General features: G+C 56.9%; 18 protein-coding genes. 6 read left to right on the forward strand and 12 right to left on the reverse strand.

What is annotated here, in order from left to right; translation table 11 throughout:
- Window positions 1–91 precede the first annotated feature (91 nt).
- Both dnaG and CGLAMM_RS02310 read right to left on the reverse strand, forming a co-directional pair.
- Window positions 92–1,933: a DNA primase gene (dnaG, locus tag CGLAMM_RS02305; protein ID WP_394819502.1), complete on the reverse strand. Its 1,842-nt coding sequence runs from the start codon at window positions 1,931–1,933 to the stop codon at window positions 92–94.
- A 111-nt stretch (window positions 1,934–2,044) separates the two neighbouring features.
- Window positions 2,045–2,497 carry a GatB/YqeY domain-containing protein gene (locus CGLAMM_RS02310; RefSeq protein ID WP_394819501.1) on the reverse strand — a complete coding sequence of 151 codons (453 nt, stop codon included), beginning with the start codon at window positions 2,495–2,497 and terminating at the stop codon, window positions 2,045–2,047.
- A gap of 182 nt (window positions 2,498–2,679) precedes the next feature.
- On the opposite strand from CGLAMM_RS02310, the gene carA reads away from it, so the two are divergent.
- The 4 genes from carA (at window position 2,680) to CGLAMM_RS02330 (ending at window position 9,178) form a co-directional block, all read left to right on the forward strand.
- A complete protein-coding gene (carA, locus tag CGLAMM_RS02315) occupies window positions 2,680–4,023 on the forward strand; it encodes a glutamine-hydrolyzing carbamoyl-phosphate synthase small subunit (protein ID WP_394819500.1) in 1,344 nt (447 codons plus the stop codon).
- A 2-nt stretch (window positions 4,024–4,025) separates the two neighbouring features.
- Window positions 4,026–7,280: a carbamoyl-phosphate synthase large subunit gene (carB, locus tag CGLAMM_RS02320; RefSeq protein ID WP_394819499.1), complete on the forward strand. Its 3,255-nt coding sequence runs from the start codon at window positions 4,026–4,028 to the stop codon at window positions 7,278–7,280.
- A gap of 192 nt (window positions 7,281–7,472) precedes the next feature.
- Window positions 7,473–7,946 (forward strand): transcription elongation factor GreA, encoded by a 474-nt coding sequence (gene greA / locus CGLAMM_RS02325; RefSeq protein ID WP_319806213.1) that lies wholly within the window; start codon window positions 7,473–7,475, stop codon window positions 7,944–7,946.
- A 32-nt stretch (window positions 7,947–7,978) separates the two neighbouring features.
- Window positions 7,979–9,178 (forward strand): threonine ammonia-lyase, encoded by a 1,200-nt coding sequence (locus CGLAMM_RS02330; RefSeq protein ID WP_418115297.1) that lies wholly within the window; start codon window positions 7,979–7,981, stop codon window positions 9,176–9,178.
- A 96-nt stretch (window positions 9,179–9,274) separates the two neighbouring features.
- Here CGLAMM_RS02330 and CGLAMM_RS02335 read toward each other — a convergent pair whose 3' ends face one another.
- The 6 genes from CGLAMM_RS02335 to aroA form a co-directional block, all read right to left on the reverse strand.
- Window positions 9,275–10,321 carry a CgeB family protein gene (locus tag CGLAMM_RS02335; protein ID WP_394819498.1) on the reverse strand — a complete coding sequence of 349 codons (1,047 nt, stop codon included), beginning with the start codon at window positions 10,319–10,321 and terminating at the stop codon, window positions 9,275–9,277.
- Window positions 10,322–10,345: 24 nt separating this feature from the next.
- Window positions 10,346–13,324, reverse strand: coding sequence for a glycosyltransferase (locus tag CGLAMM_RS02340; protein ID WP_394819497.1), 2,979 nt, complete (start codon window positions 13,322–13,324; stop codon window positions 10,346–10,348).
- On the reverse strand, window positions 13,321–16,686 hold the full coding sequence (locus CGLAMM_RS02345) for a glycosyltransferase family protein (RefSeq protein ID WP_418115298.1): 3,366 nt from the start codon (window positions 16,684–16,686) through the stop codon (window positions 13,321–13,323). Before CGLAMM_RS02345 ends, CGLAMM_RS02340 begins: the two co-directional genes overlap by 4 nt.
- Before the next feature lie 810 nt (window positions 16,687–17,496).
- The gene (gene rpsA, locus CGLAMM_RS02350) at window positions 17,497–19,224 is read right to left on the reverse strand and encodes a 30S ribosomal protein S1 (protein ID WP_394819494.1); all 1,728 of its coding nucleotides are present in this window, start codon (window positions 19,222–19,224) and stop codon (window positions 17,497–17,499) included.
- Between the two features lie 180 nt (window positions 19,225–19,404).
- The gene (gene cmk / locus CGLAMM_RS02355) at window positions 19,405–20,052 is read right to left on the reverse strand and encodes a (d)CMP kinase (protein WP_394819493.1); all 648 of its coding nucleotides are present in this window, start codon (window positions 20,050–20,052) and stop codon (window positions 19,405–19,407) included.
- Window positions 20,049–21,407 carry a 3-phosphoshikimate 1-carboxyvinyltransferase gene (gene aroA, locus CGLAMM_RS02360; protein ID WP_418115359.1) on the reverse strand — a complete coding sequence of 453 codons (1,359 nt, stop codon included), beginning with the start codon at window positions 21,405–21,407 and terminating at the stop codon, window positions 20,049–20,051. The genes cmk and aroA overlap by 4 nt, the downstream gene beginning before the upstream one ends.
- A gap of 268 nt (window positions 21,408–21,675) precedes the next feature.
- Here aroA and CGLAMM_RS02365 point away from each other — a divergent pair, with 268 nt between their 5' ends.
- Entirely contained in the window at window positions 21,676–22,002 is a 327-nt protein-coding gene (locus CGLAMM_RS02365; RefSeq protein WP_394819492.1) for a TIGR02300 family protein, read from the forward strand.
- Window positions 21,935–22,615 carry a hypothetical protein gene (locus tag CGLAMM_RS02370; RefSeq protein WP_418115299.1) on the forward strand — a complete coding sequence of 227 codons (681 nt, stop codon included), beginning with the start codon at window positions 21,935–21,937 and terminating at the stop codon, window positions 22,613–22,615. Before CGLAMM_RS02365 ends, CGLAMM_RS02370 begins: the two co-directional genes overlap by 68 nt.
- A gap of 8 nt (window positions 22,616–22,623) precedes the next feature.
- Here CGLAMM_RS02370 and CGLAMM_RS02375 read toward each other — a convergent pair whose 3' ends face one another.
- The 4 genes from CGLAMM_RS02375 to CGLAMM_RS02390 form a co-directional block, all read right to left on the reverse strand.
- Window positions 22,624–24,531 (reverse strand): glycosyltransferase family 2 protein, encoded by a 1,908-nt coding sequence (locus tag CGLAMM_RS02375; RefSeq protein ID WP_394819490.1) that lies wholly within the window; start codon window positions 24,529–24,531, stop codon window positions 22,624–22,626.
- A gap of 40 nt (window positions 24,532–24,571) precedes the next feature.
- Complete coding sequence (locus CGLAMM_RS02380) at window positions 24,572–25,321, reverse strand: SDR family oxidoreductase (RefSeq protein ID WP_418115300.1); 750 nt, start codon at window positions 25,319–25,321, stop codon at window positions 24,572–24,574.
- 115 nt (window positions 25,322–25,436) lie between these two features.
- Window positions 25,437–26,093, reverse strand: a complete 657-nt coding sequence (recR, locus tag CGLAMM_RS02385; RefSeq protein WP_418115361.1) for a recombination mediator RecR — start codon at window positions 26,091–26,093, stop codon at window positions 25,437–25,439.
- On the reverse strand, window positions 26,062–26,385 hold the full coding sequence (locus tag CGLAMM_RS02390; RefSeq protein WP_394819488.1) for a YbaB/EbfC family nucleoid-associated protein: 324 nt from the start codon (window positions 26,383–26,385) through the stop codon (window positions 26,062–26,064). Before CGLAMM_RS02390 ends, recR begins: the two co-directional genes overlap by 32 nt.
- Window position 26,386 lies beyond the last annotated feature (1 nt).

The following is a 26,386-nucleotide window of genomic DNA, read 5'->3' on the forward strand; positions in this document are numbered from 1 at the left end:
AGGGCTACGAGGAATGTTCCGCATTATAAGTTTAAATAAAACGCGGCGAAACCTCTTTGATGATCAAAGAGAGTTGGTTTGACATTGGCGGTCAGACATCATCCGGGGGCTCCCCCGCTTTGAGACGCTCTAGCACGGAAAGCCGCGCTTTGAGCGCATCGGGAAAGGTTTCCAGCGTTGTGTCGTTCAGGGCTGCCGCCACATCCCGTGACACTTCCTGACTGAAAGCGGGGAAATTGACAAGCCCATAAAAGTGCCACCATCGCTCCGGCGCGTTGATGGTAAGCAGGGAGTCGTCATTTTCATGGCGTGAGAGGGCACGGGCATCATATTTATCCAGTAATGCATGTCCAAGCCGGGCACATCGAGCCATCGCCTCATGCGTTTCGCTCTCAGCTTCAAACCAGGCAATCGGGGAGGTCGATGCTTCGCCCGTCAGATGACGCCGCTCAGCATGGAACTCGAGGAGCCCTTCCCTCAGGAGGGCAAGGTCCGGCGGCAAATCCAATGCGCTGTAAGCCTGCTCAACATCGTCCAGCAATGCGGGGTGACGAAGGAGTATCTCCGTCAAAATATCGAGACGCGCCGCATTACCTTGCCGCACAGCAAAATTGACCGGCAGATCAATCGTCCTGGCGGCGAGATTTTTTGTCCGGGCGTGGCCTGAAGTCGGCGCCCTGCGAAAACTTTCGAAAACCTTATCACGCCATGACCGACGATATTCATAACCCAGCGTCTTATCAGAAATCTTCTCCGCCGCGGCATCGAGACGCTGTCGCAGCGCAGCCCGTTGCTCCGGCACCCGGCCATCACATCCCTGTCGCAGCAGCATGAAAATCTCATCGTGAAGGGAATGAGACCGGGCAAGCACTTCCCGCATCGCGTCCGGCCCGTGATTTTTGATCAGACTGTCCGGATCCTCCCCCTGAGGCAATCGGCAGAAACGAAGCGTCCTGTCGGCGCGCAGCATGGGAAGGGCGAGTTCAGCCACGCGCAGGGAAGCCCGGCTGCCCGCCGCATCGCCATCCAGACAGATGATCGGCGACGACGACTCCCGCCACATCAGTTCAATCTGCTCGGCGGTCACAGCCGTCCCCAGCGGCGCGACGCCCGCCGTGAAACCAGCCTGGGACAGGGCGATCACATCCATATAGCCTTCGACGACCAGAAGGTCCTTCTTGTCCTTCAGGACCGCCTGACGCGCATTATGAAGATTATATAAAGTGCGTTTTTTGGAGAAAAGTGGCGTTTCCGCCCCATTCACATATTTCGGCTGCGCCTCCCCCATCGCGCGGCCGCCGAACGAAATCACCGCGCCGCGCCGGTCATGGATCGGGAAGATGATGCGGGAGAAAAAAGCGGCCCCGCCCTTCTCCGTCCTTAAAAGCCCGGCTTTGAAAATGTCCTTTTCGGTATGACCCGCTTTCTTGAGATGACGGATGAGTGCGCCATGATCCGCATCCGCCCAGCCCAACCCAAAATAATCGATCGTGGCCGGCGTTAAACTGCGCGCCTGCAGATAGGCCCGCGCATGATGCGCTGAATGGCCCGTCAAAGCCTTGCGGTAAAATTGCGCGGCCTCGGACAGAATATCCCTTAGGCGGGTGGATTCCTCTGATCTTTCAATCGCACCCGCATCTGGTTTCGGCATGTCGAGCCCAGCCTCCGCCGCCAGGGCTGCGACCGCTTCGGGGAAGGAAAGCCCCTCACTCTGCATGACGAAACTGAAAACATCACCATGCACGCCACAGCCATAACAATGGAAGTGATCATCATAAATATGGAAGGAAGGTGTCTTTTCCCCATGGAAAGGGCAGCACGCTTTCCATTGATTGCCGGAGCGCTCCAGTTTCGTGCGACGCCCGATGACGCTGCGCAACGGGATGGCGTCCCTGATATCATCAAGAAATTTAGGCTCGAAAACGAGCGCCATTATGTCTCAGAGCCTGACATGAATTTTCCCCCGCAACGTCACGCCGTGCATACCTTCCTGCGAGGTAACGCGGCATCACGCTGACTCAATTTGCCTCATGGCATAACGCGCTCACCCCAGCTTCGCCTTCACTATGCCGCTCATTTTCCCCATATCGAGCTGTGCACCGTAATGTGACCGCAACCAGCTCATGACGTTTTTAAGGTCCCTAACGGAATCTGCGCCCGTCTCCGCCAGCGCTTTCTGCACAATAACGTCAAGTTCAGCATCGCTCAGCGGCGGCGGCAGATAATGCTCAATTGCCGTAATCTCCGCCTCTTCCTTCTCCGCCAGTTCGGGCCGGTCACCCTGCCGATAAAGCGCAGCCGATTCACGCCGGGATTTGATCATGGAGCGCAGCGCCGACAGCATCGTCCCCTCATCCAATTCCGCGTCTTTGGCCCGCAATTCGATATCGAGATCCTTGAACCGGCTGGTTATGGCACGAAGCTGCGCAACCCGCGTCATGTCTCGCGCCTTCATGGCGGTTTTAAGGTCCTCATTAATCCGGTCTCGTAGCGACATATTTCGGCCTCCCATCCAGCCATTCTTTTACATATTCTCCATGGGCATAACCCAGAAGCATCGTCGAGGGAATAAATTTCCCATGTTTTTGCAGCCCGCACCGGATGGGAAAAAACTTCCCAATCCCGTTCCACCTCATTATATAAAGGGGTGCGGATGCAGATGTAAAAAGGGAATGCGCCATGGATGTCGACCTCCTGATCAAAAAACTTGGCGGGGCAGATCAATTGGCCGAGTTGACGAATGTCGGGCCGGAAGCGGTGCGTAAATGGCGTCAATCCCGCACCATTCCAGCCAAGCACTGGCCTGCACTTCTGCAACTTCCCGGTATTTCCATGGAAGATCTCACCGATGCCAGTCCCTCAGCATCTCTCGATGAAACAGGCCGCCCCCATGGCGCAACGGCTGTGCTTCTGCTTGCCGACGGCACGATCCTGTGGGGTCGGGGCTTTGGCGCCCACACGACGCAGGCGGCCATCGGGGAAATCTGCTTCTGCACCGGCATGTCCGGCTATCAGGAGACATTGACGGACCCGTCTTATGCGGGCCAACTCGTCACCTTCACCTTCCCGCATATCGGCAATGTCGGGACGAATGCAGAGGATGACGAAGCACGGCGCGTGGCTGCACGCGGTGTCATCGTCAAGCAGGACATTACCAGCCCGGCCAACTGGCGCGCGACCGCCCCCCTTGCGGATTGGATGCAGGCCCAGGGCCTGACCGGGCTTTCCGGAATCGATACACGCTTCATCACGCACCTTCTGCGCGAGAAAGGCCCGCAATCTGCTGGTATCTTCTACCCTCAGGATGGCATATTTCCGATAGAGTCGCTTTTGGCGGAGGTGCGCTCATGGCCGGGCCTCGAAGGGATGGACCTTGCCAAAGCGGTGACCTGCGCGCAGGCTCATAAGTGGACGGAGCCCGTCTGGGGGGGCGCGCCGCCCTCCGGCCCGCTGAAAAGGGTCGTCGCGATTGATTATGGGGCCAAGCTGAATATTCTGCGCTGCCTCGTCTCGGCAGGTTGTGAGGTCACGGTTGTGCCGGCGACCAGCTCAGCCGAAGAGATCATGATGTATAATCCAGAAGGTATTTTCCTGTCCAATGGTCCGGGGGACCCGGCGGCCACCGGGACGTATGCGGTGCCGGTCATCAAGGCGCTCCTTAAATCAGCCGTGCCGATCTTCGGGATCTGCCTGGGGCATCAGCTTCTGGCCCAGGCCCTCGGTGCGCGGACTTATAAGCTGGAGCAGGGCCATCGCGGCGCCAACCAGCCTGTCAAGGAGCTGACCACAGGTAAAGTCGAAATTACGAGCCAGAATCACGGTTTTGCGGTTGATGAGCAAAGCCTGCCGGAGGATGTCATCGTGACGCATACGAGCCTCTTTGACGGCTCGAATGAAGGGATTGAAAGCCGGACCTACCCTGCTTTTTCCGTCCAGTATCACCCTGAGGCCAGCCCCGGCCCCTCTGATAGCTTCTACCTTTTTGAACGCTTTGTTGCGCTGATGAATAAGAAGGCCGCCTGATTATGCCGAAAAGAACTGATATCGCGTCCATCCTCATCATCGGCGCCGGCCCTATTGTGATCGGGCAGGCCTGTGAGTTCGATTATTCCGGCACGCAGGCTTGTAAGGCGCTGCGTGAGGAGGGTTATCGCGTCATTCTGATCAACTCCAACCCCGCGACGATCATGACCGATCCGGGCCTCGCCAATGCGACCTATGTGGAGCCGATCACACCGGAATTTGTCGAGCGCATCATTCTCAAGGAAAAACCCGATGCGCTTCTGCCGACCATGGGTGGGCAAACGGCGCTGAATGTCGCCATGGCCCTCGACCGGTCAGGTTTTCTGAAAAAACACGGCGTCGCTTTGATCGGCGCGGATGCGGATGTCATTGACCGCGCGGAAGACCGCCAGAAATTCCGTGAGGCCATGAATGAAATCGGCGTGGAGAGCCCGCGCAGCGCCATCGCGCACACGCTGGAGGAAGCACGCTCGGCGCTGGATATTGTCGGCCTGCCCGCGATCATCCGCCCCTCTTTCACCATGGGCGGCGCAGGCGGTGGGATTGCCTATAATCGTGAGGAATTTGACCATATTGTCTCGGGCGGGCTGGATGCCTCCCCCACGACGGAAGTCCTGATTGAAGAGTCCGTCCTTGGCTGGAAGGAATTTGAGATGGAGGTGGTCCGCGACAAAGCGGATAACTGCATCATCGTCTGTTCCATCGAAAATATCGACCCGATGGGTGTCCATACAGGCGACTCCATCACCGTCGCCCCCGCTTTGACGCTGACGGACAAAGAATTCCAGCGAATGCGGGATGCTTCCATCGCCTGTCTGCGCAAAATTGGCGTGGAAACGGGCGGGTCCAACGTGCAGTTCGGCGTCAACCCGGTGGATGGGCGCATGGTCGTCATTGAGATGAACCCACGCGTCTCACGTTCTTCCGCTCTCGCCTCCAAAGCGACCGGTTTCCCGATTGCGAAAATCGCCGCTAAACTCGCGATCGGCTACACGCTCGACGAATTAAGGAACGACATTACCGGCACGACCCCGGCAAGTTTCGAGCCGACGATTGATTACGTCGTTGTCAAAATCCCGCGTTTCACTTTTGAAAAATTCCCCGGCGCCCCGGCCCTGCTTTCCACCTCCATGAAGTCAGTGGGGGAGGCCATGTCCGTCGGGCGCTGCTTTACCGAGGCCCTGCAGAAAGGTCTGCGGTCGATGGAAACCGGGCTGACCGGTCTCGACCCGATTGAGCCGCCCGGCGATGGCTCCCACGATGCCTATCGCGCGGCCCTTTCCGAACCGCGACCGGAACGCATCCTCATGGCCGCGCAGGCTTTGCGTGCGGGCCTGTCCATCAGCGACATCCATCATGCCTGTCGGTTTGAGCCGTGGTTTCTGGAGCAATTGCAAACCATTATCGAGGCCGAGCAGCATATTCGTGAAACTGGCCTGCCCCGTTCCCCCCTTGCCCTGCGTCAGATTAAAGCGATGGGGTTTTCGGATCGGCAGCTCGCCCAGCTGAGCGATATGACGCCCGAAGCCGTCGCCGATCTGCGGGCGCGGCTGGATGTGCAACCTGCTTATCGCCGCATCGATACATGCGCGGGAGAATTCGCCTCCTCCACCCCCTATCTTTACAGCAGTTATGAAGGTGGGTTCGGCACGCCAATCTGTGAAAGCGCGCCGACAGAGAGTCGGAAAATCGTCATATTGGGCGGCGGACCGAACCGGATCGGCCAAGGCATCGAATTTGATTATTGCTGCGTCCATGCCGCCTATGCGTTGCGTGAGGCCGGGTTTGAGACCATCATGGTCAATTGTAACCCGGAGACGGTCTCCACGGATTATGACACGTCAGATCGCCTTTATTTTGAGCCTCTGACCGATGAAGACGTCATCGCCCTGATCCGCCGTGAGCAGGAAAAGGGCGAGGTTCTGGGCTGTATCGTCCAATATGGTGGCCAGACTCCGCTCAAACTTTCCGCCGCGTTGGAAAAAGCGGGCATTCCCCTCCTCGGCACACCGGCCGATGCCATTGACCGCGCGGAGGATCGTGAGCGCTTCCAGGCGCTTCTACGCAAACTGGGTCTGCGCCAGCCGGAAAACGGCATTGCCCGCAACCCGGGTGAGGCGGAGGCTATCGCTGAGAAAGTCGGTTATCCCGTCGTCGTGCGCCCTTCCTATGTTCTGGGCGGGCGCGCCATGGAAATCGTGCATGACCCGAATGGCCTGCAACGTTACCTCCTCAGCACGCTCATGCTTGCCGGCCGGGAAGTCTCCTCCGGGCCGATCCTGCTGGATCATTACCTCAATGACGCGATTGAAGCGGATGTAGACTGCATCTCAGACGGTCATGACGTTTATGTTGCCGGGGTGATGGAACATATTGAGGAGGCAGGAATCCATTCAGGTGACTCCGCTTGTTCAATCCCCCCTTACACCCTGCCCCCCTCCATCGTGACGGAATTGCGCAGCCAGACGGAGGCCATGGCGCGTGAATTGGGCATTATTGGCCTGATGAACGTGCAATATGCCATCAAGGATAATGAAGTTTTCGTTCTGGAGGTGAATCCCCGCGCCTCCCGGACGGCCCCCTTCGTCGCCAAAGCGACAGGTGTGCCGATTGCGAAAATTGGTGCGCTGGTCATGGCTGGCCGGAAGCTTTCCGAATTCAAGCTGGATGGTGACGCCATCGCACCACATGTGGCGGTTAAGGAGGCGGTGTTTCCCTTCCATCGTTTTGCCGATACGGACACGATCCTGGGGCCGGAAATGCGTTCCACCGGTGAGGTCATCGGGCTGGATAGCAGCTTTGAGCGCGCCTTTGCCAAAGCCCAGCTTGCGGCGGGGGTTGTCCTCCCGAAGGAAGGCACGGTGTTTCTTTCCGTGCGGGACGGTCACAAACCTCAGATTCAAGCTTTGGGTCGCAAATTGATTGATATGGGCTTTCAGATCATGGCGACGCGGGGCACGGCGGATCGGCTTGAGGAATCCGGTATCACGGTCCGGCGCGTTAACAAGGTGCTTGAAGGCCGCCCTCATTGCGTCGACGCGATTCGCTCCGGTGAGGTCCAGATGGTGATCAATACGGTGACGGGTGCACAGGCTGTGCGGGATAGTTTCGACATTCGCCGCTCCTCCCTGCTGGGCGGTGTGCCGCATTTCACCACCCTCGCCGGAGCGCGCGCCGCGATTTACGCCATCTCCGCCATGCGGGATGGCGCGCTGGAAGTATCGCCGCTGCAATCTTATTTCCGGCGATCCTTTTGAACGAAATTTTGAGGGGATGCCGCCATTTGGGGCCGGGTCCGTGAGGCCCGGCCCTCTTCATCCGGCAATCCCCGCTTGTCCCCTATCTCTGGCGACATGATTGCAGAGGTGATAAAAGGGGTTTAAACTTCGCGTTTTTAGACGAGGCGCACGCACGGCATCTTGTGCGCAGGAAAGACTTGGGGAAACAACGTGCAGAAAATTCCGATGACGGCCGGCGGGCTGACACGTCTTGAAGATGAGCTTCGCCGCCTTAAAAGTGAAGATCGACCCGCCGTCATCCGTGCGATTGCTGAAGCACGCTCGCATGGTGACCTTTCCGAAAACGCGGAATATCACGCTGCGCGGGAACGTCAATCTTTCATCGAAGGCCGCATCCTGGAACTGGAGGACCTTATTTCCTCCGCAGAGGTCATTGACCCGGCCTCCCTCTCCGGTGACACCGTAAAATTCGGTGCGCACGTCCAGCTTGTCGATGAAGAGACTGAAAAAGAAAGCCTGTATCAGATTGTCGGCGCGCATGAGGCGGATATCAAACAGGCGCGTATTTCAATTTCCTCCCCGCTTGCCAAGGCATTGATCGGCAAATCCGTCGGTGACAGCGTCAGCGTCCCCGCGCCGGGTGGTGACCGCACTTATGAGGTTCTTTCCGTCACTTATAAATAAGACGATCCGCTGATCGGACCTGAGAAAGTTACATGACGAATCTGACGTTTGATGACGTTCGCGCGGCCCATGAGCGCATCCAGCGTCGTATTCTGCGCTCACCGACAGTGCCGTGTGAGGCACTTTCGAAACGGCTCGGCACGGAAATCTGGCTGAAGCTTGAGAATCTGCAGGCCATCTCATCTTTCAAGGAACGTGGAGCCGCCAACAAATTGGCGCTCCTGTCGGAAGCTGAACGCGCGCGGGGGGTTATTGCCGTTTCCGCGGGCAATCATGCGCAAGGTGTCGCTCGCCATGCGCATCTCCTCGGCATTGACGCCACCATTGTCATGCCCCGTCACACACCCTCGGCGAAAATTGAACGCACCCGGAAATGGGGGGCGAAGATCGTCGCGGAAGGGGAGGATTTCGCTGAAGCCTCCCTGATTGCCGAAAAGATTCTTGAACGGGAGGGACGTGTGCTTGTCCATCCCTTTAATGACCTGGCGGTGATGGCGGGTCAGGGAACGTTCGCCATTGAATTGCTGGAGGACGCCCCACCCCTCGATTACATTGTCCTGCCGATTGGCGGAGGCGGGCTGCTGAGTGGTTCCGCCATTGTGACGAAGGCCATGAGTCCTCAAACGCGGATCATCGGCGTGCAGGTGGAAAGTTATGCCTCCCTCGCCAGCTTCCCCGAAGAAACGCCGGCAATGGGCGGCTCAACGATTGCTGAAGGCATGGCCGTCCTGAAGCTGGGTGCGCGGTGTCTGGAAACGGTGCAGCCCCTACTTGACCGTGTGCTGATTGTTTCAGAGCTGGAGGTTGAAGCCGCCGTGGCGACCCTCGCCGAACAGGCACGTGTCGTTTCTGAAGGTGCGGGCGCCGCCGCGTTGGCGGCCGTCGTGAAATATGCTGAAATCTTTAAGGGGAAACGCGTCGGGTTGCCTGTGACAGGCGGCAATATCAGCACGCGTGTTTTTGCAAATACGCTCCTGAGGGCTTTACGCCGCGACGGACGGATTCTTTTCCTCAATATGCAAATCCCTGACCGTCCCGGCCTGCTGGCCGATATCGCCCGACGCATCAGCGAAGCAGGCGGGAATATCATTGAAGTGTCGCATCAGCGGCTCTTCGCCGAGCCCTCCGTGCAGTCAGCGGAATTGGAGGTGATGATTGAGGCGCGCGATGGTGCCCATGCCGAGATCATCCAACATTCCCTGGCGCAGGAATATAAACTCACGCGCCGTTAATCACGATGGCGACAACATGCCGCACAGTGAGAGCGCCCGAAGCGTGGCGTCAGCCTGCGCGCCTGTCGGCCGCTTCGCGACGCCACTGAAGCGGGCTCAGGCGAGCAAACCCTCTGATTGGAGCTTCTCAATCACTGTACGGATGCGATTACCATAAGTATGCTCAGCCAGCGTGCGCTCCTGCGCAAGGCGTGAGGCGCGGTAACGGGCCGCATCATCCTTGATATAGGTCGCAACGACGCGTTCAAAATCAACCAGATTTGAGAAAGGCGGGATTTCCTCCGTCGTAAAATAGCGCCGCATTTCATACGTGTCCTCATGGAACACCTGAAACGCACCGGCAGCCGCAGCCTCAAACGTGCGGGGGCCTGGTGTTGAGGGCGTAATGACGTAACGATTATTTTCAAAATGGAGGGAGCGCCCGAGATTGAGAACCATTTTTGACCGCCGATACAGCTCAATCAACTGGTCTTTCTCGATGCGGGCATCCGAGAAACCTGTCCCGAATTCGCCCCAGCCCGGGCCGATAATCTTGATATTCAGCTGGGAGAGGACCGGCATGAGGGATGCCACGACATCTTTACGGCTCGTAAAAGCGACACCGCAGAAAAGCACGTCAATCGGGCGTTCACCCTCCTCCGTCAGCGGGACATAATGCAGTTTCCGGCTGGCGGCGAGCGGGAGGTGGTAAACCCGCTCACGCTGGTAAAAATTATGGCCCCAATGATCGCAGGAGAACACCACGTCGAAATCGTTTGAGATCCGGTAATGCGCATCCTGCTCATAGGGATCTTCCGTCGCCCAGAAAACGGTCACCGCCCCGATTTTGCGGGCTTCACGGCAGACCTCACCAAAATAGGTGCTTTCCGGCAGATAGGACCCGATAGCAAAAACGATCGTCGGTTTCAGATATTGTATGGATGCGGCGGCACCGCTGATATGCACGGAAGCCACATTTTCCTCTCCCAGACATTCGGCCCAGCCATCCATGACGGATTCACGGACCTGCGCATTTGCCTGAGATTCAAAGCGGCCGCCGCTACAGACCAATACCCGGTGCTGCACGGCCGCGCCTGCATTAAGGCTCTTTTCCACTTCCTTGCTCTTTCGCGCTTTGGGCTTCGCGTTTGTCTTAACAGCCATCAACCTGCCTAACCTCTATCAAAGCTATATTTGAGAAATCGCAAGGCTTCGCGTCAGAATTTCTGCAACACGCGCCTTGAAATCATTCGGGTCACAATCATTTGTCACGGCAGCGAGTGCTTCAAGACGCACGCGATGCCAGATTTCCGCGTCATAATAAAGAGAAACCATCTGCCGCGCGAAAGCGCGCGGGTCACCCGCCGTTGCGCAGAGGAGCGCGACATCGTTCTTCCAGTTGACCTGCCGCGCCAAGAGGTCCGTCGCGACAATCGGGATGCCGAATGACGCCGCCTCATGCACTTTATAAGGGAGTCCCCCGGCATAGCGCGTCGGCGCCACGAAAACGCGATGACTGTCATAAAGCGCCTTAAGATCCCTGACAGGACCGACACAGCGCACGTGCGGCAATTCCCGCCATGACTTGATGTCGAGATCCGGATCGATATATCCTGCGATTGTCAGGAGAGGCGGGTCATCAATCATGGCGTGAAGATGGGGAAACACCTCTTCAATGAGCCATTTGAGACTGTCGTAATTCGGTGTGTCTTCCGCGTAGAGCGCCCCGACAAAAAGGAAATGATGCCGCTCCTGGTAGGGCCGTTGAGTCGGGTCAGGTTCCAGCGCATGGCCGAGGATTGAGACATGCTCATATCCCGCCTCTCGCACCATTTTGGCCTCATCTGCGGAAACCGCGACGATCTGCTGGCAGAAATGGGAACTCGCCAGTTCCTCGCCGATCAATTCCGCCATAGATTCTTTGATTTTCGGCGCACCGAGAATGCGCGCTTTTTCGAAACGCCGCGGCGTGTCGATCACCTCCGTATCAAGAATGACGCGCTTCATGGGGAGATATCGCCCGTGCTCCGTCACGATGGGAAGAAGTCGAGAGAGATTATGCGTGCGGCATATCCAGAGGATATCGTAATAACCCGCGCGCTCCTCAATAAATGACGTAAACCGGTCAAGGTGCCAGTCTGTCAGCAGCTCCACATCATCGGGAAAATCATGGACGAGATCCGCCGGGTCATTCGCCTTGTCCATCATGGGAAATACGCTGACCTGATAGCCAAGCGCACTCATCGCCCGAACGACCTCATTGGAGCGCACATAGCCGGAGCCGAGCCGCCGCACGGGCAGGCGATCCTCAATCACAAGGACAGTCTCCCGCCCCCTTTTTTGCTCACGGCCCAGCACCGCGTTACGGACATGTGGCGGCGGTTTGGCAAGTAAAAGCTGCCGATGACGGTTGAAGAAGACGCGATGATTGATCTGGATCCAATCATGGGAATCCGTCAGGCCGAAGCTTCCACTCTCCATGTGCTCGACGGCGACGGACGGGTCATAGACGATCCGCTTGCCTGATTTAAGCATGCGCAGACAGAAATCCGTATCCTCAAAATAGGCTGGCGCGAATTTCGGATCAAACCCGCCCAGATGTCGCGCATCTTCAGTGCGCACCATCAAAAATGCGGCAGAACAATAATCGACATCGCGGACGAAATTCGCCTCTCCAATATTCGGGTCATCCTGACGGCGATAACCGTAACTCGCCCCGTCCCGCCAGATGATCGATCCGGCCTCCTGAAGACGCATGTGTGACCGGATGATTTTCGCGCCGACAGCGCCGATATCATCGGAAGATTTCAGTCTCTGAAGCGCATTGGCGACGGCATTGGGGAAAAGCTTGATGTCATTATTGAGGTAAAGACAAAAAGGGGACCGAACCCGCGGCAATGCCTCATTGGCGCCGAGAAGGAAACCGATATTATAGGGAAACCGCATGACGTGCAGACCGTCAACGTGGTTCTCAATCTGCCCTGACAGATCGCTCGACCCGGAATCCACGATGATGACCTCCATCGGGCCATCGTAATTTGCGCGTAATGATGCCAGAGCCTGCATCGTCAACGCAAACTGGTTGCGCATGACGAGAATGACCGAGATGTCGGGCTCTCCATGGCAGGTGAAATCGAGGCGTCCCCTCAAGGCAATGTCAGCACATTGCCTGGCCTCCTCCAGAAAAAGGGGGCGCGTTTCACGCTCATCAAGCTCGACCGCGGCATGCGTCTCTCCTACCGGGGCGAATTGCGCGCGCATCCATTGTCGGAAAGGGTGATCCGCCTCCCGATCCGCCATCGGGCCCAGTTGCCGGAAGCGCTCTATCCAGGGGCCGAGATCAATTTCCGCATCGGGACGACGCCCCTCATAGGCGCCATGACGCAGAAAATGCTCATAGGCGCTTCGGAAAATGCCGCCCCCTAAAGCAGGCACGACATCCGGGTAGGCCTGCCGATAAGCTGACTCACTGAAATATGGGAGGGGATCAAAATGTTCAGGAGTATTATTTGTCAGGTAATGATGAAGCGCTGATTGAAAGCGCTTTTCTGCAACAGCCTGCGCCACCTCAGGATATCTGGCGAGATACCAGTCAGGATCGAAAAACCAGGACAGACGCGGTTCACCCTCAAGGCTCATCGACGGATTGAGCGCGTTGAGATAGGGATGCCGCCCCGCCTGATCATCGGAGGACTGCGCCTGAAACCAGGCACGCGTGACGAAAGGATCAAAAAACGGACTGCCGGTCAGCGTAAGCGAGATTTTATTATTCAGGAAATGCGCATATCCATTGGGATAACCATGCGCCTCAAGCCATGCATCGTCATAACCCGCGTAGCTCCAACGATATTGCTCTTCAGAAAAGAGCCAGTGGGGAGAGCGAACGCGGAACCCTTCCTGACAATAATGCTCAAACCCGCTGGAGAAAACGCCCTCTTTGATGGCCTCCCGCACCTCGGGATATTTTGCGCGATACCAGACCTCATCGAAGTAAGGGTTGGGAGACAGGCCGGCAGCGGCGCCGACCGCCTCGTGATAAAGACTTAAATCCGTAAAGCCTTGCGCAAGGATCTCCTCGCGCAAGTCGGGTTTCTGCTCAAAATACCAGGCTTCATCAATCTCCGCCCACAGGGGGAGGCGATCTCCGAAAGCGGCGTAGTAGCTCACCAAGTCAGGCCATCCTGTTTCTCGATCCGCTGGCGGATAGCGCCCTCAAAACGCGCTTCATCCTCAGGCGTCAGGCTTCTATATCGCGACTGCACCAACTTGTTTTCCTTCAGCTCAAGCTCGATACTGATCGCTTTGAGGCCGTAAGATGTGCCGATCGTATTGACGAGGCAAACGTCATAAAGACCTGTGAGATCAGAGTAATACCCCGCTTCAAGATCAATATGTCCTTGGAAGCCGACACTTAAAGGCGCTTCATTAAACTCATTTTGCACATCAAGGCGCGGCGCGCGCTGTAACCCGAAGAAAATCACCTGCGCACCGTCACGCGATACCAAGGCGAGGAACATATCTCCCGCGCGATCGAAACGCCGCATGAAGCCCCACCCACGGGTGAAGAACTGGGCACTCGGCAGATTATCTGTCGCATCCCCTTCCTGCCCGAGCAAGTCCGCAAACGCGTCGATAAAGAAGAGGAATTCGGCCGACTCAAAATACCATTTACGCTGCATCAGACGATCAAGCTTGATTCCACGCAGAACACCGTCTCGCCCCGCAACGCGGTCGAAGCTGTTGAGCACGACCTCATTTTCAGGGATTTGATTGCGCAGACTGATCACTTTCGCGCCCTTAACTTCAATAATAATCGGCGTCAGGAGGAAAGATGCCGCACCATTGACGATATTGACGAGACCGATCCGGAATGCCCCCTCACACCATTTGCCACGCAGGGCGGCCTTGCCCGAAAAACCGGAACGTAAAGGTGCATTCGGCAGGAAGGCCGTCACATCCCCACGCGCTTCCCGCGAGCAGGAAACGAAAATAACCGTGTCATCATCCTGACTGATCAATGCCGTGTAAATTGCGCCCGATGAGTTACAATCCGGGAGGACATACCATCCGCGAATATGGAATTCATCCGCAGGCTGGAATGTCTCCAGTCCTGAACGCGACAACACGCGGTGACAGACATCGTCAACATAATATTCCGCACCCTGGATACCGACCCAATCCATCACAGGTTCGGGCAGTTCAATCATCAAATCATGCTGGGTCGGTGGGTCAAAAATATGCCGCGGGGGCGCCTGATGACGCCATGATTTGTGCGGCAGGATATGCAACTGCCCCGCATCAACCTGTAGCTCCGCCGTGCCGAGGGGCCTCAGGGGCGCAATGTCATGATAAAGCGTGCGCATCTTCTCCGCATAGTCAGAAGCCGTCACCCACAATGCCGGGGTAATGTTCTGCATGATGTCCTTCCGCATATATTCGGAGGAGCGGAGCAGTTCGAGGCGTTCAAGCACGACATCCGGACGACCGATCGGTACTTTGAAGCCATTAACGCCATCCTCGACACGGTCACCCAGCGCGCCAACATCTGTCACAACCGGGATAAGCCCGCTCTGCCATGCTTCAGACAGTGAGATGCAATAGGTCTCCGGCCATATGGAGAGGTTGAGCGCGACATCCGCAACCGTCAGCGCACTGATATCACCCGCATTATAACGTCCGTAGAATTTGACGTTGTCACGATTCAAACCACGAACGACCGCTTCATAATCGGGGTGGATATAGCCGAAAATATGAAACTCAAAATGCTCTGGATGCGCGATTTCCAGCAAGTTGATGATGGCGTCCGCGCCCTTGGTGCGGAGGAAATTACCGATGATCGCCACGCCGAGAGGTCTCCCCTCAAGCGGCGCATATGATTTCGGCGTGACGGGGAAGGTCGTTTCCGGGGAAGGCACGCCGTAAACGCAGCTGCGCTTGTCATCCAGGACCGGATAAATCTCATGGGTGAGATTGCGCGAATACTCAGTGCCGAAGAGTATAGCGTCCACACTGCGCAACATCATACTGACGAAGGCGCGTCGCGTCTGGTCACCCCCATAGGCGACATTATCCGTGATTTTGTGGATGATGTCAGAGGCCAGGACGGACCGAACCTGACCCTCATCAAAGCGGAGATCCTGGTTCAGGAGATTATAGCGGGAGGAAATCAGCCAGAAATCATGCGCGGAGAAGACAACGCCCGTGCCACAGGCCTTCGCGATGATGGGAAGGGAGAGCGCATGATGGCCCAGATGCTGGATATGCACGATATCAATATTGTGACGCCCGATCACCTGGGAGAAAGCGCGTTCCTCCGCAGCATCACACAGAGCGTCGGTCCAGTTGATTTCCTCAACATCATGCTGCTCAATTTCCCGGCCATTCGCGGTTGTGAGACGACACACAGTGCCGCGTCGCAGCCAGTAAAAAAATTCAATCTCACGCCCGAGGGAGGCACACAAGGTTTGCTGATAAACCTCGACCCCACCCCAATCCTTCTCAAAAATAGTGGAATGGGTGCACATCAGCACCCGCATTTTGCCACGCCTCGGGGCAATTTCCGTCGGCGTCACATGACGTTTGAAGTTTGCTCCTGTGAGGTCAGCGATTTCTTTCAAGCGATGCTCATAAAGATGGGCTGACAGGACGCTCTCCTGCGCTGCCCGGGCAGCACGCTGGCGACGTGTCTCATTTTCGAGCAGGTCATGAACGGCGTTCACCATACCATGCGCATCCCGCACGACGGAAATACCTTCAACGTCCGAGAAATATTGCATGTCCATGGCATCCGGCGCCTCAATCACCTGCGCGGTGCCGGCGAGGCCGAGCTCATAGAAACGCGGCCCCGGCGCTGTGGCCTGGCTGACATCACCATGGCTGGCATAGTCACGGAACATTGTCAGGGTCACGGCACTGGCATTGGCGAAGTCAATGAAGGACTCATGACTTACCGGGCGTTGAATAGCCAAAGCTGCGAGGTCGGCGGGCAATGGTGGCAGGTAGGGGTTGCCCGGACAGATCAGCTTCATGCGCGCTTCCGGGAAAGCGGCCACGATCATTTGCAACGTCTTGACCCGGTTAGGCCACATCGTCCCCGCGAAACAAATGTCATAATCAAGGTCTTTGACCGATTTGATGGGACGTTTATGGATTGAGGCGCTCGCGGCTAAAGGAAGGTAATGCCCTCTCTTCTGGTAATGTGCCGCGCATGACGGATCATTTGTAAAAACGTAATCAAAAATCGCTGCATTATTGACATTGAAGTCGAGCATGAACGGATCTTCGAACGTCCAGAGAATGAGCGTTTTGAACGAAGTGCGGACCCGACGGATCAATGGTAGGTTGAGCCTTTGCGCGTCAAGGCAGATGAGCGTATCATGCTCCCCTGAAGCCGCAATCTCCGCGAGCGACATATTTTCCGCCACAACCACATTGTCATGCCCAAAGACCGCCTGAGCGGCGCGCTCGACGCAAAGCGTCAAGTAGGAATTGGGATTATGCGTAAAATTCGTGTTGTAGATTACCGTCATTCATGCCTCACAACCGCATACTGCAATATCCGAACTTCCTGACAAAGTCGCGCGAGCCGCTCGACGCAGTGAAACTCGTCCATCAATTTTCAAAAAGAGTTTATTAACCACATCGGGGAAAAATCCAACTCTAAAAATACGTTTTTTAAGTCGGTCTCCGCCCCTTTCCCGCCCCCTATTGGGTGTGCGCCCGGCGTCGCGAGAGATTAACCATCCTATATCCCAGAATAGGCGCCAATTTTCCTTCATCGAAGTAAATCGGCATGTGCCGGATGTGAAAAAAAAATTCCTCAGCATTACGCTCTGCCATCCAAATTTACTCCAGGAATCGCAAGGCACGAGTAAGACGTCCGATTTTCGTTACTGGCGCATCTTACGGATATTTCAGCTATTAAATTTTCTTACGAAGTCATTGTAACGTCTTTTCTTTTCCCAATTATTAAATAAGTTTTTTTTCAATTCACATAAGCCTTAAGACGGCGTTCGCGAGATTGTGTTCCAGATCGGAAAAGTGATTCGCATGCCGACGCATCGCGACCTCTGATGATCAGGCAGATTCTGAGGTCAAGAAGCCATGTCCAAAAGTATTCATCTTCATGGGAAGCCTCTCGCCTGAGACGCAAGGCCATATCCGCTTCAAATAAAAATCGTCAAGGCGGATAATCGAGATAAATCCTCGCGTCGCATTCCGTCATGAACATGACTGACGGATAATGGTCGCCGCGCGCGAAATCGGGGGGCTGCGACCTATCGACAGGTGTAAAAAAAAGGCCACCCCGAAGGATGGCCTTTCTTTGAATTTTGAGACAGTTAGGCCTCTGTGCTCCGGCGACGAATGGCCGCACCGAGAATGTCTCCCAAGGAGGCACCACTATCGGATGAGCCATATTCATTAATCGCCTGCTTGTCCTCCTCGACCTCACGGCCGCGAATGGTCAGCGCCAGCTTGCGTGCCGCCTTGTCGACAGAGACGACCTTCGCATCGACCTTCTCACCAACAGCGAAGCGCTCCGGCCGTTGCTCAGCCTTGTCGCGCGCGAGCTCCGCCCGGCGGATGAAGCCGCTAAGGACATCATCAACCTTGACTTCAATCCCGTTGCTTTGAATGGCGGTGACGACGCACGTCACGACATCGCCTTTATGCACGCGGGACAGTGTGTCCGCGGCAGGGTCGTCATGCAGTTGCTTGATACCGAGGGAGATACGCTCTTTCTCCGCATCAACATCCAGTACCTTGGCCTGAACGACCTGGCCTTTCTCATATTTCGCCATGGCGACCTCACCGGCCTCATCCCAAGAGAGGTCGGACATATGCACCATGCCGTCAATATCCGCGGAAAGCCCGACGAAGAGACCGAACTCCGTAATATTGCGGATTTCACCCTCAATGACGGAACCGACCTTATGCTCTTCAGCAAAATGCTCCCACGGATTGCGCTGCACCTGCTTCAGACCGAGAGAGATCCGACGCTTGCTGCTATCCACATCAAGCACGACCACATCGACTTCCTGAGACGTGGCGACGAGTTTGCCCGGATGGACGTTTTTCTTGGTCCAGGACATTTCGGAAACGTGGACGAGCCCTTCAACGCCGGCTTCCAACTCAACAAACGAGCCGTAATCCGTGATGTTGGTGACACGTCCTGTATAACGCGCGCCCTGCGGGTATTTGATCGCAATATTTTCCCAAGGATCAGCTTCGAGCTGCTTCATCCCCAGGGAGATACGCTGCGTCTCCGAGTTGAAACGAATGACCTGCACACGCACGGGCTGGCCGATCTGCAGAGCTTCAGCGGGGTGATTAATACGCTTCCATGCAATATCCGTGACATGCAGTAGCCCATCGACGCCGCCGAGATCAACGAAGGCGCCGTAATCCGTGATGTTTTTGACAACACCATCAAGGATCATGCCTTCCTTCAGGCCCTGAATCAGTTCGGAACGCTGCTCGGCACGGGTTTCCTCCAGCACGGCGCGGCGGGAAACAACGATATTACCGCGTGCACGATCCATTTTCAGAATCTGGAAAGGCTGAGGCTGACCCATCAGGGGGCCGACATCCCGCACGGGGCGGATATCAACCTGGCTGCCCGGCAGGAAGGCCATCGCCCCACCGAGATCCACAGTGAAGCCGCCTTTGACGCGCCCGTAAATCGTGCCATTGACGCGCTGATTATTGGCGAAGGCGCGCTCAAGTGAGGTCCATGCCTCTTCACGGCGGGCTTTCTCACGGGAGAGAACGATTAATCCGTCTCGATCCTCGTAGCGCTCGACATAAAGTTCGATCACATCGCCGGGCTTGACATCCGCTGCCACACCTGGGGGGGCGAATTCCTTAAGCGCGACGCGCCCTTCACTTTTCAGACCGACATCAACAATGGCGAACTCGTCATTCAGGCGAATGACCTGCCCCGTGACGACGGACCCTTCGAACCCGCTATCCGAGCCGAGAGTTTCTTCAAGGAGAGCGGCGAAATCCTCATTGCCTTGGGTCTGGGCTTTGTTTTTGCCCGATTCAAGAGTAGTGGCTGAAGCCATGTGGTATTAATTTCCTGCCCCGGAAATTTATTGCCAGGACGTTGTTTGCGCAGATCCTGTGACCCACGACATGCTTATTTTTGAAATAAGCCAATAATGAAAAACCCGCAGTCGGGCGCGGCGCATGCCGTTGGGTGTTCTGGCCCCTCTGACCCTTCCATGTCAACATAAAAGGCGAATTCAGGGGTTTCCCGCTAAGAATTTGGGGTGACGGGCCACAATATCCAAAGCGCGCGCCAGAACCTGATCCGGCGTCAAATCATCCGTTTCAATCAGGATCGCATCCTCAGCCCGCTGTAAAGGTGAAACATGACGCGCGGAGTCGATATGGTCACGCGCCTCAATTTCCGCCTCCAGCTGGCTTAACGCGGCCGGGCTTGGGTCACGATCATGATATTGCTGATATCGACGCACGGCGCGAGCACGCGCTGAAGCGGTCACGAATAATTTTATATCCGCATGGGGGAAAACAGCCGTGCCGATATCCCGCCCATCCATGACAGCCCCATGGGTGGCGGCGAAGTCCCTTTGGCGTTGCAGCAAGGCTGCGCGCACGGCAGGTTGCGCCGCCACGAGGCTCGCTGCACGATCCACCTCCGGCAGGCGTAGATCGGTGCGCTTAAGGTCTGACGGCGCAAGCCGGGCCGCGATATCGCTGGCATCGTCACCCGCACAATCCCGCCCTTCATCCAGCATCAGACGCCCGACCGCACGATAAAGAAGCCCGGTATCGAGATGCGGCAGACCAAGATGCTGCGCCAGCGCGACGGCCAGCGTGCCTTTCCCCGCGGCTGCCGGCCCATCAATGGCGATGATGATGGCTTTCAAAGCCCGGCACCCATTTTATTCATGAGATCAATGAAGCCGGGAAAGCTCGTATTAATGAAGCCGGTATCATCGACGTCAATCGGGTTTGACGCGGCGAGGCCGAAAATGATGGCACTCATCGCGAGACGATGATCCATCAATGTCTCCACCCGCCCGCCGCCAAGGCCGTCACCATCGGGGCGCCCCTCAATGACGAGGTCATCGCCATCAATGCGCGCGGTGACATGGTTCGCCTTCAGCAGAGCGAGCGTGGCATTGAGGCGATCACTTTCCTTGACGCGCAATTCACCCAGTCCTCGCAGGCGGGACGTGCCTTCGGCAAAAGCACAGGCGACGGAAAGAATGGGATATTCATCAATCATGGAGGGCGCCCGCTTTTCAGGCACGTCGACCGCCCTGAGAGTGGAGGCCTTGACCCGCAAATCACCAACGCGTTCACCCCCTTCCCGGCGGATATCCTCAATTGTGATTTGCGCGCCCATTTCCTGCAAACTCGTCAGAAGGCCCGTCCGCAGAGGGTTCAGCCCGACATTCCGGATTATAAGATCTGAACCCGGAATCAATAAGGCCGCAACAATCGGAAAAGCCGCGGATGAGGGATCACCCGGGACAATCACATTTTGCGCGTTGAGATGCGCGGGTCCCGTCAAACGAATAAGCCGACCGCCGGAGTCCGTTTCATTGACGGCAACATCGACCCCGAAATAGCGCAGCATATTTTCGGTATGATCACGCGTCGGCGTTGGCTCATCAACCAGCGTTTCACCCTGCGCATTGAGTCCGGCGAGGAGGATGGCGGATTTAACCTGGGCGGACGCCACAGGCAGCCGGTAATGGATGGGCGTCCCCTGTGCCGTGCCAACCACCACCATGGGGAGGCGCCCCCCTTGCCGCGTCACGAAGCACGCACCGTTTTTCTGAAGCGGGTCGGTGACGCGCTTCATCGGGCGGGCGCGAAGGCTCGCATCACCCGTCATGAAACTGTTGAAAGGCTGCGTCGAGAGAATGCCCGCCATCAAACGGGCTGCCGTGCCGGAATTGCCCATATCGAGCACATCGTCAGGCTCCCGCAAACCCTGCGCGCCATGGCCATACACGACCCAACGCGCGCCGTCCTGTCGGATCTCCGCGCCGAGGGCGCGCATGGCGGACGCCGTGCGCAAAACATCCTCCCCCTCCAGCAAACCTGAAATCTCCGACCGGCCTTGAGCCATGGCGGCAAGCATCAAGGCGCGGTGACTGATGGATTTGTCTCCCGGCACCACCACGTCGCCGCGTAGAGGGGCGGGGGCGCGCTGAACACGCAGAGGAGCCACTTGGGCAGACATGGAATTATTCTCCGCTCGGTCAGACATTCCCGCTTCATCCCGCTCCGCTGCGGTGATGTCAACTTGAAATGGCGCATCACTCGCCGCAATCGCCATTAGCGTCCTGCGGCAGGGAATATTCCTCCATTAAGCTGCAGGGCTTGGCCACCCTTTATCAGGCGGGATTTTGGGACTAAGAACCGCATGGTGACGGGGCAAACGCATTTGACAGATCCCGCATAAGCTGGCATGGCCGCGTTTGAAGCGGCGTCTGTCGCATGTCCATATCCCGAGATCAGGATCAATAGGCGTAACCATGGCGAAACCGGAATTGGGTCTGAAACGCGTTTGCGTTTCCTGCGGTGCAAAATTTTACGATCTGACACGCAGTCCTGCGGTCTGCCCCAAATGTGGTGTGGAGCAGCCGACAGACATGCCGCGTCCTAAGCGCGTCGATGAAGCCCCGGTGGACCAGGTCAAACGCGTTGCGGAAGATGATCGTAGCGAGGATATCGACGTTGATCTCGACACGGATGACGATGATGATGACGTCATTGAGGATGCTGCCGATCTGGATGATGATGATGACGATCTCGGCGCGGAAATCGAGGTCAACACGGATTCTGACGACCACGAAAATTAAGCCTGTAAGGGGACGGGCGGGCTCCTGGCGGCATGACCGCCGCCATGGACCGGTTGTAACCCTCCTTACCGGGCTATTTATTCTGAGACCGGTTGCAGCGCAGCCCTCCCCGGCTTCCGATCTCGCCGTTCAACTCGCGAGCGGTCGAAGCGCATCCATTATCCTTAACGCAAAATGCGCGCGCCTGGCCCCTGGCCAGTCATTACGCAGTGTCGCCCTTGACACCGCCTCCCCACCTCAGATCCTGGATATCAGGCGACGCCTCAAAGTGACGCGTCTGGACGCCCTCAAATTGCGCCATGTCAGCATAAAATGTGGCGAAATTGAACTTTCCAATGCCTGGAACTGGTATGTGCCATCCCGCCTCTCCGCCGAGATGAATAAGCTGCTCGACACGACTGAAACCCCTTTCGGGCTCGCGGTGAAGAGTCTCGCTTTCACGCGTCGGGTTGAACATGGATTCGCGCCGACTCCGCCCCCCGGCATGATCCTGCAGCAGCGCGCCTTGTTATTGAGGGGACGCGATCACATGCCCTTCGCATTCGTGCTGGAAAATTACACCGAGAATAATCAGCGCCCTTCAGAAGTGACCCGTACCTATAAGACCCGATAAAACGCGCCTTAATGAACGCACGCGACTGGGGCGTCGGTCTTCTGCCAGGATTCGACGAGTTGCGCCCACTCCTCCCGTACTTCCGCACTGACATTCGTATCCAGACGCACGGCTTCGAGACTTTGTTCCACATAGAGGGAGACTGTCTGGCCGAAATGACGCACCACATCCTGATAGGCGTCGCGCACGCCGGGGATCGACATTAATCTGGCGATCTCCTCATGACACCGCGCCGCGATAACCGGTGAGAGTTGCGGTCCCTTCAAGCGAAATCTTGTGAGGAAAAGCTCAAAAATACCGTGATTATTATAGCGGAAGCGTTTGACCGGCAGGACAGCATTGCCATCATTTTCACCCCGCGCATAACGCCAGACAAATTCCTCGAAGGAGCGCAGAATGAAATGATGAACCTCCGCCTTCACTGTCGGCTGATGGTAGAAACTGGTTTCATAAACTGAATGCGTGTTGATGGCGTGCGGCGCGCCATCAACCGTTTTGAAACACCGTTTCTCCGGCGAAACCGGCACATGATGCGAGCACCGTTGAAAGCGCCGCGGACGATGGACTGATTTGACCAGAGGATGCGGTTCAAGCGCGACGAAACGCTCACAGCTCAATGGCTCTGACCAGTGAAGCTGGTGGTCAGGCCCGTTGACACGCCATGTCGCCACGACAGCATCGGCATCCTGGAGCGCTTCCTGCGCTAAAAGAGGCGGTAATTTATGGTCAAACGCCTCTGAGGGTACGAACCACTCATCGAGATCGACCGTCAGACACCATTCATAATCCAGCAAAGCTGGCATCAATGTGTAGGCATGGGCGAAGGCTTTCAACTGATTATCGACGCCCGCGCACCCTTCCCCCGTATTATCGACCCAATGAACGATCCCGGCATCATGCAGGCGTTGCAGCAGCACGTCTGCGCCATCCGTCAGATTATTGGTGTAAATGAAGATCTTCTCGACGCCAATTGTGCGATGAAATGCAATCCATTCCAGAAGATACACGCCTTCATCCCGGGCGCTGGTCAGGGCCGCCAGTTTATGGCGCGGCGTGACATTCTCCCGCAATGCGGAGAGGAGGGCGACACCCGCCGTGTCGCGCGCATTTTCGCGCCAACTCGTCTCACGTCCCATAAAATCGTAGGTAGCGTCCGAGCGCCGCGGCATGGGCAGATCACGATCCGCCTGCCATTGCGCAAGGCGTGAAATTGCCTGTTTCAGCCACTCCGCGGAAGGAAGGCGTTCAAGCAACGCCAGGCACGTCGCCTGCTGCGGGGACAATATATCCGACTCATTGAACAGGAAAAATGAGAGGAATGCGGCCCGCGCATCATCAGCAATCATCAGAAGCGCGATATCGAGGCAGTCATGCGTGAAATCCTGCGGGAAGCCCGCCAGAACATCCAGAAATGCCACCGCATCGTGACGCGCTGAAGCGAGATCACGCCATCGCGTCACCATATCCTGGAAATCTACCGGCACGGCACCCTTAAAATCTACCGACCGAAGCGGCGTGGGCGCCTCGCCCTTCTGACGCCGACGCGTGAGAAGCTCAGTCTGGCCATCAAGGATCGGGATGAAAAAATCACCTGAGGGTGCATGTTTAAGGAAAAGCTGATCCTCAGAACCGGCCGCCTCTAACCGGACCGGTAAAAAATTATGCTGCAACGTATTGCGCAGCACCGATCGCCCGGGCGGGCGTCGCAGAAGCTTGACACGGGATAAGATGCCGAACCCTTCCATCTCGGGAAAGGTCATCAAGGCGGTTGCGCGATATTGTGGTTCTGACGGGTCGACATGCCCTAATTCATCGGTCTCAGGACAAATGAAAATGTAAGTGCCAACCTCCGTTTTTAAGGAGCGCAGGCCGATATGTGGCGGCGGCATGAAACCGTTTTCCTGATCTGAAGTCATCCGCCGTCTCGTCTTCTCTATCCCGCTAAGTGAACCGGTCTCAACATGTTTGCCAGGCGAGATGCTGCCCGCCATCCGTGGCCACCATCTGGCCTGTCACGGCGCGCATGGCGGCCAGAGCCATCGCCGTCTGGGCGACTTCCTCCGGCGTTGCACCGTGCTGAAGCGGCGTGGCGTGACACATCCGCAGAAACTCCGCGTCACTCTGACCTTGCGCTGGCAGAACCGGACCCGGCCCGATGGCATTCACGCGGATGCGCGGCGCCAAAGCTAAGGCCAAAGTCTGCGTCAAGGTCCATAATGCGGACTTCGAAACCGTATAACTGGTGTAATGCGGCGTCAATTTCCAGACCCGCTCATCCAATAAATTAAGAATGACCCCCTCCGCCGACGACGGGAGCGCCCGCGCAAAGGATTGGGAAAGTACGAACGGCGCGCGAAGATTAATATCCTGATGACGCTGCCAGCTTTCATCCGTGACAGTGTCCCACGCATCGCGCTCAAAAATTGAGGCATTATTGACGAGGATGCCGACGGGACCTAATTGCGCCGATGCAGCATTCACCAACCCGGAGACCGCCGCCTCGTCAGCGAGGTCGGCCGTCAGGATGCAGCCCTGGTGATGGATTTCCCCCAGAAGCTCCTCCGCCTCGGCGGTGCTTTGATGGCGGTGAATCGCGATTTTGAACCCCTCCGCTGCAAGGGCCATGACCAGTGCGCGTCCGATGCGTTTCGCGCCGCCCGTGACAAGCGCAACGCGCGGGATGGAATCCGGAATAGTTAATTGCATGATCAGCCTCTGCTAAATGCCGTGTCGTTTATGGATTTTCATTTTTTTTCGGCGTGCGATCCCGATCAGTATGGCTGCGACTTCGATCCTTCATCACGCTCTCGCATTTTTTCGCTCAGCCATCATCCCGCGCGACGGGACGCCGCGCCATCAGCGCCGCGACCAATGTGCCGTCATCCAACCCGTCAAGCGTCCCGCCCATCGGCACACCACGCCCGACGCGCGTCACAGTGACATCATATCGGGCAAGGCGGTCTTCCAGCCAGTGTGAGGTCGCGGCTCCATCGACCGTGGCGCCTAAAGCAAGAATAACCTCCGACACACCATCTGACCCGACGCGACGAAACAGGGATTGCGTATTCAGCTCTTCCGGGCCTCTACCCAGTAACGCCGACAACGTCCCGCCGAGAACCTGATAAACGCCACGATGAACCATGGCACGTTCAAGCGCCCAAAGGTCACTGACATGCTCGACCACACAGATCACGCTGTGATCCCGATCCGGATCTGAGCAGATCATACACGGATTTGTGACATCCAGCGTGCCGCAAACCTCACAACTCTGGATGCGGGCGGCGGCCTCCTGCATGGCCTGGGCAAGGGGGACAAGGCGTCGCTCAGGCTCCGCCAGTAAGGACAGCGCCGCACGCCGGGCAGAGCGCGGCCCCAGCCCCGGTAACCGGGAGAGAAGCTGGATGAGCCGTTCAAGCTCAATCCCGCCTGTGCGGTGCCAGGCCAAGTCAGAAGGGCAGCTTGAAGCCGGCGGGCAGATCGATCCCACCGGTCAGACGCCGCATTTCCTCTGAGCTGGCCGCTTCAACTTTGCTGCGCGCATTGCTGAAAGCCGCCAGGATGAGATCCTGCACCATCTCAGCATCGGTCGGCGTCAGTAATTTCGGGTCAATGACCAGCTTTTGCATATCGCCTTTGCCATTCAGGGTGATTTTGACGAGACCCGCACCCGCTTCACCCTCAATCATCAAAGCGTCGAGCCGCGCCTGCAATTCCTCCATTTTGGCTTGCATCTGGGAAGCCTGTTTCATCAGGCCGGCGAGATTTTTCATG

Source organism: Sorlinia euscelidii, assembly GCF_036452135.1.
Lineage (GTDB): Bacteria > Pseudomonadota > Alphaproteobacteria > Acetobacterales > Acetobacteraceae > Sorlinia > Sorlinia euscelidii.

Excerpts from the sequence above, each read along its gene's own strand:
- CGLAMM_RS02335 (WP_394819498.1), bottom strand. The coding sequence starts at position 10,321 with ATGGCTGTTAAGACAAACGCGAAGCCCAAAGCGCGAAAGAGCAAGGAA.
- CGLAMM_RS02370 (WP_418115299.1), top strand. The coding sequence starts at position 21,935 with ATGATGATGATGACGATCTCGGCGCGGAAATCGAGGTCAACACGGATT.
- CGLAMM_RS02310 (WP_394819501.1), bottom strand. The coding sequence starts at position 2,497 with ATGTCGCTACGAGACCGGATTAATGAGGACCTTAAAACCGCCATGAAG.
- CGLAMM_RS02330 (WP_418115297.1), top strand. The coding sequence starts at position 7,979 with ATGACGAATCTGACGTTTGATGACGTTCGCGCGGCCCATGAGCGCATC.
- carA (WP_394819500.1), top strand. The coding sequence starts at position 2,680 with ATGGATGTCGACCTCCTGATCAAAAAACTTGGCGGGGCAGATCAATTG.
- CGLAMM_RS02390 (WP_394819488.1), bottom strand. The coding sequence starts at position 26,385 with ATGAAAAATCTCGCCGGCCTGATGAAACAGGCTTCCCAGATGCAAGCC.
- CGLAMM_RS02365 (WP_394819492.1), top strand. The coding sequence starts at position 21,676 with ATGGCGAAACCGGAATTGGGTCTGAAACGCGTTTGCGTTTCCTGCGGT.
- dnaG (WP_394819502.1), bottom strand. The coding sequence starts at position 1,933 with ATGGCGCTCGTTTTCGAGCCTAAATTTCTTGATGATATCAGGGACGCC.
- aroA (WP_418115359.1), bottom strand. The coding sequence starts at position 21,407 with ATGTCTGACCGAGCGGAGAATAATTCCATGTCTGCCCAAGTGGCTCCT.
- rpsA (WP_394819494.1), bottom strand. The coding sequence starts at position 19,224 with ATGGCTTCAGCCACTACTCTTGAATCGGGCAAAAACAAAGCCCAGACC.
- CGLAMM_RS02375 (WP_394819490.1), bottom strand. The coding sequence starts at position 24,531 with ATGACTTCAGATCAGGAAAACGGTTTCATGCCGCCGCCACATATCGGC.
- CGLAMM_RS02345 (WP_418115298.1), bottom strand. The coding sequence starts at position 16,686 with ATGACGGTAATCTACAACACGAATTTTACGCATAATCCCAATTCCTAC.
- CGLAMM_RS02380 (WP_418115300.1), bottom strand. The coding sequence starts at position 25,321 with ATGCAATTAACTATTCCGGATTCCATCCCGCGCGTTGCGCTTGTCACG.
- carB (WP_394819499.1), top strand. The coding sequence starts at position 4,026 with ATGCCGAAAAGAACTGATATCGCGTCCATCCTCATCATCGGCGCCGGC.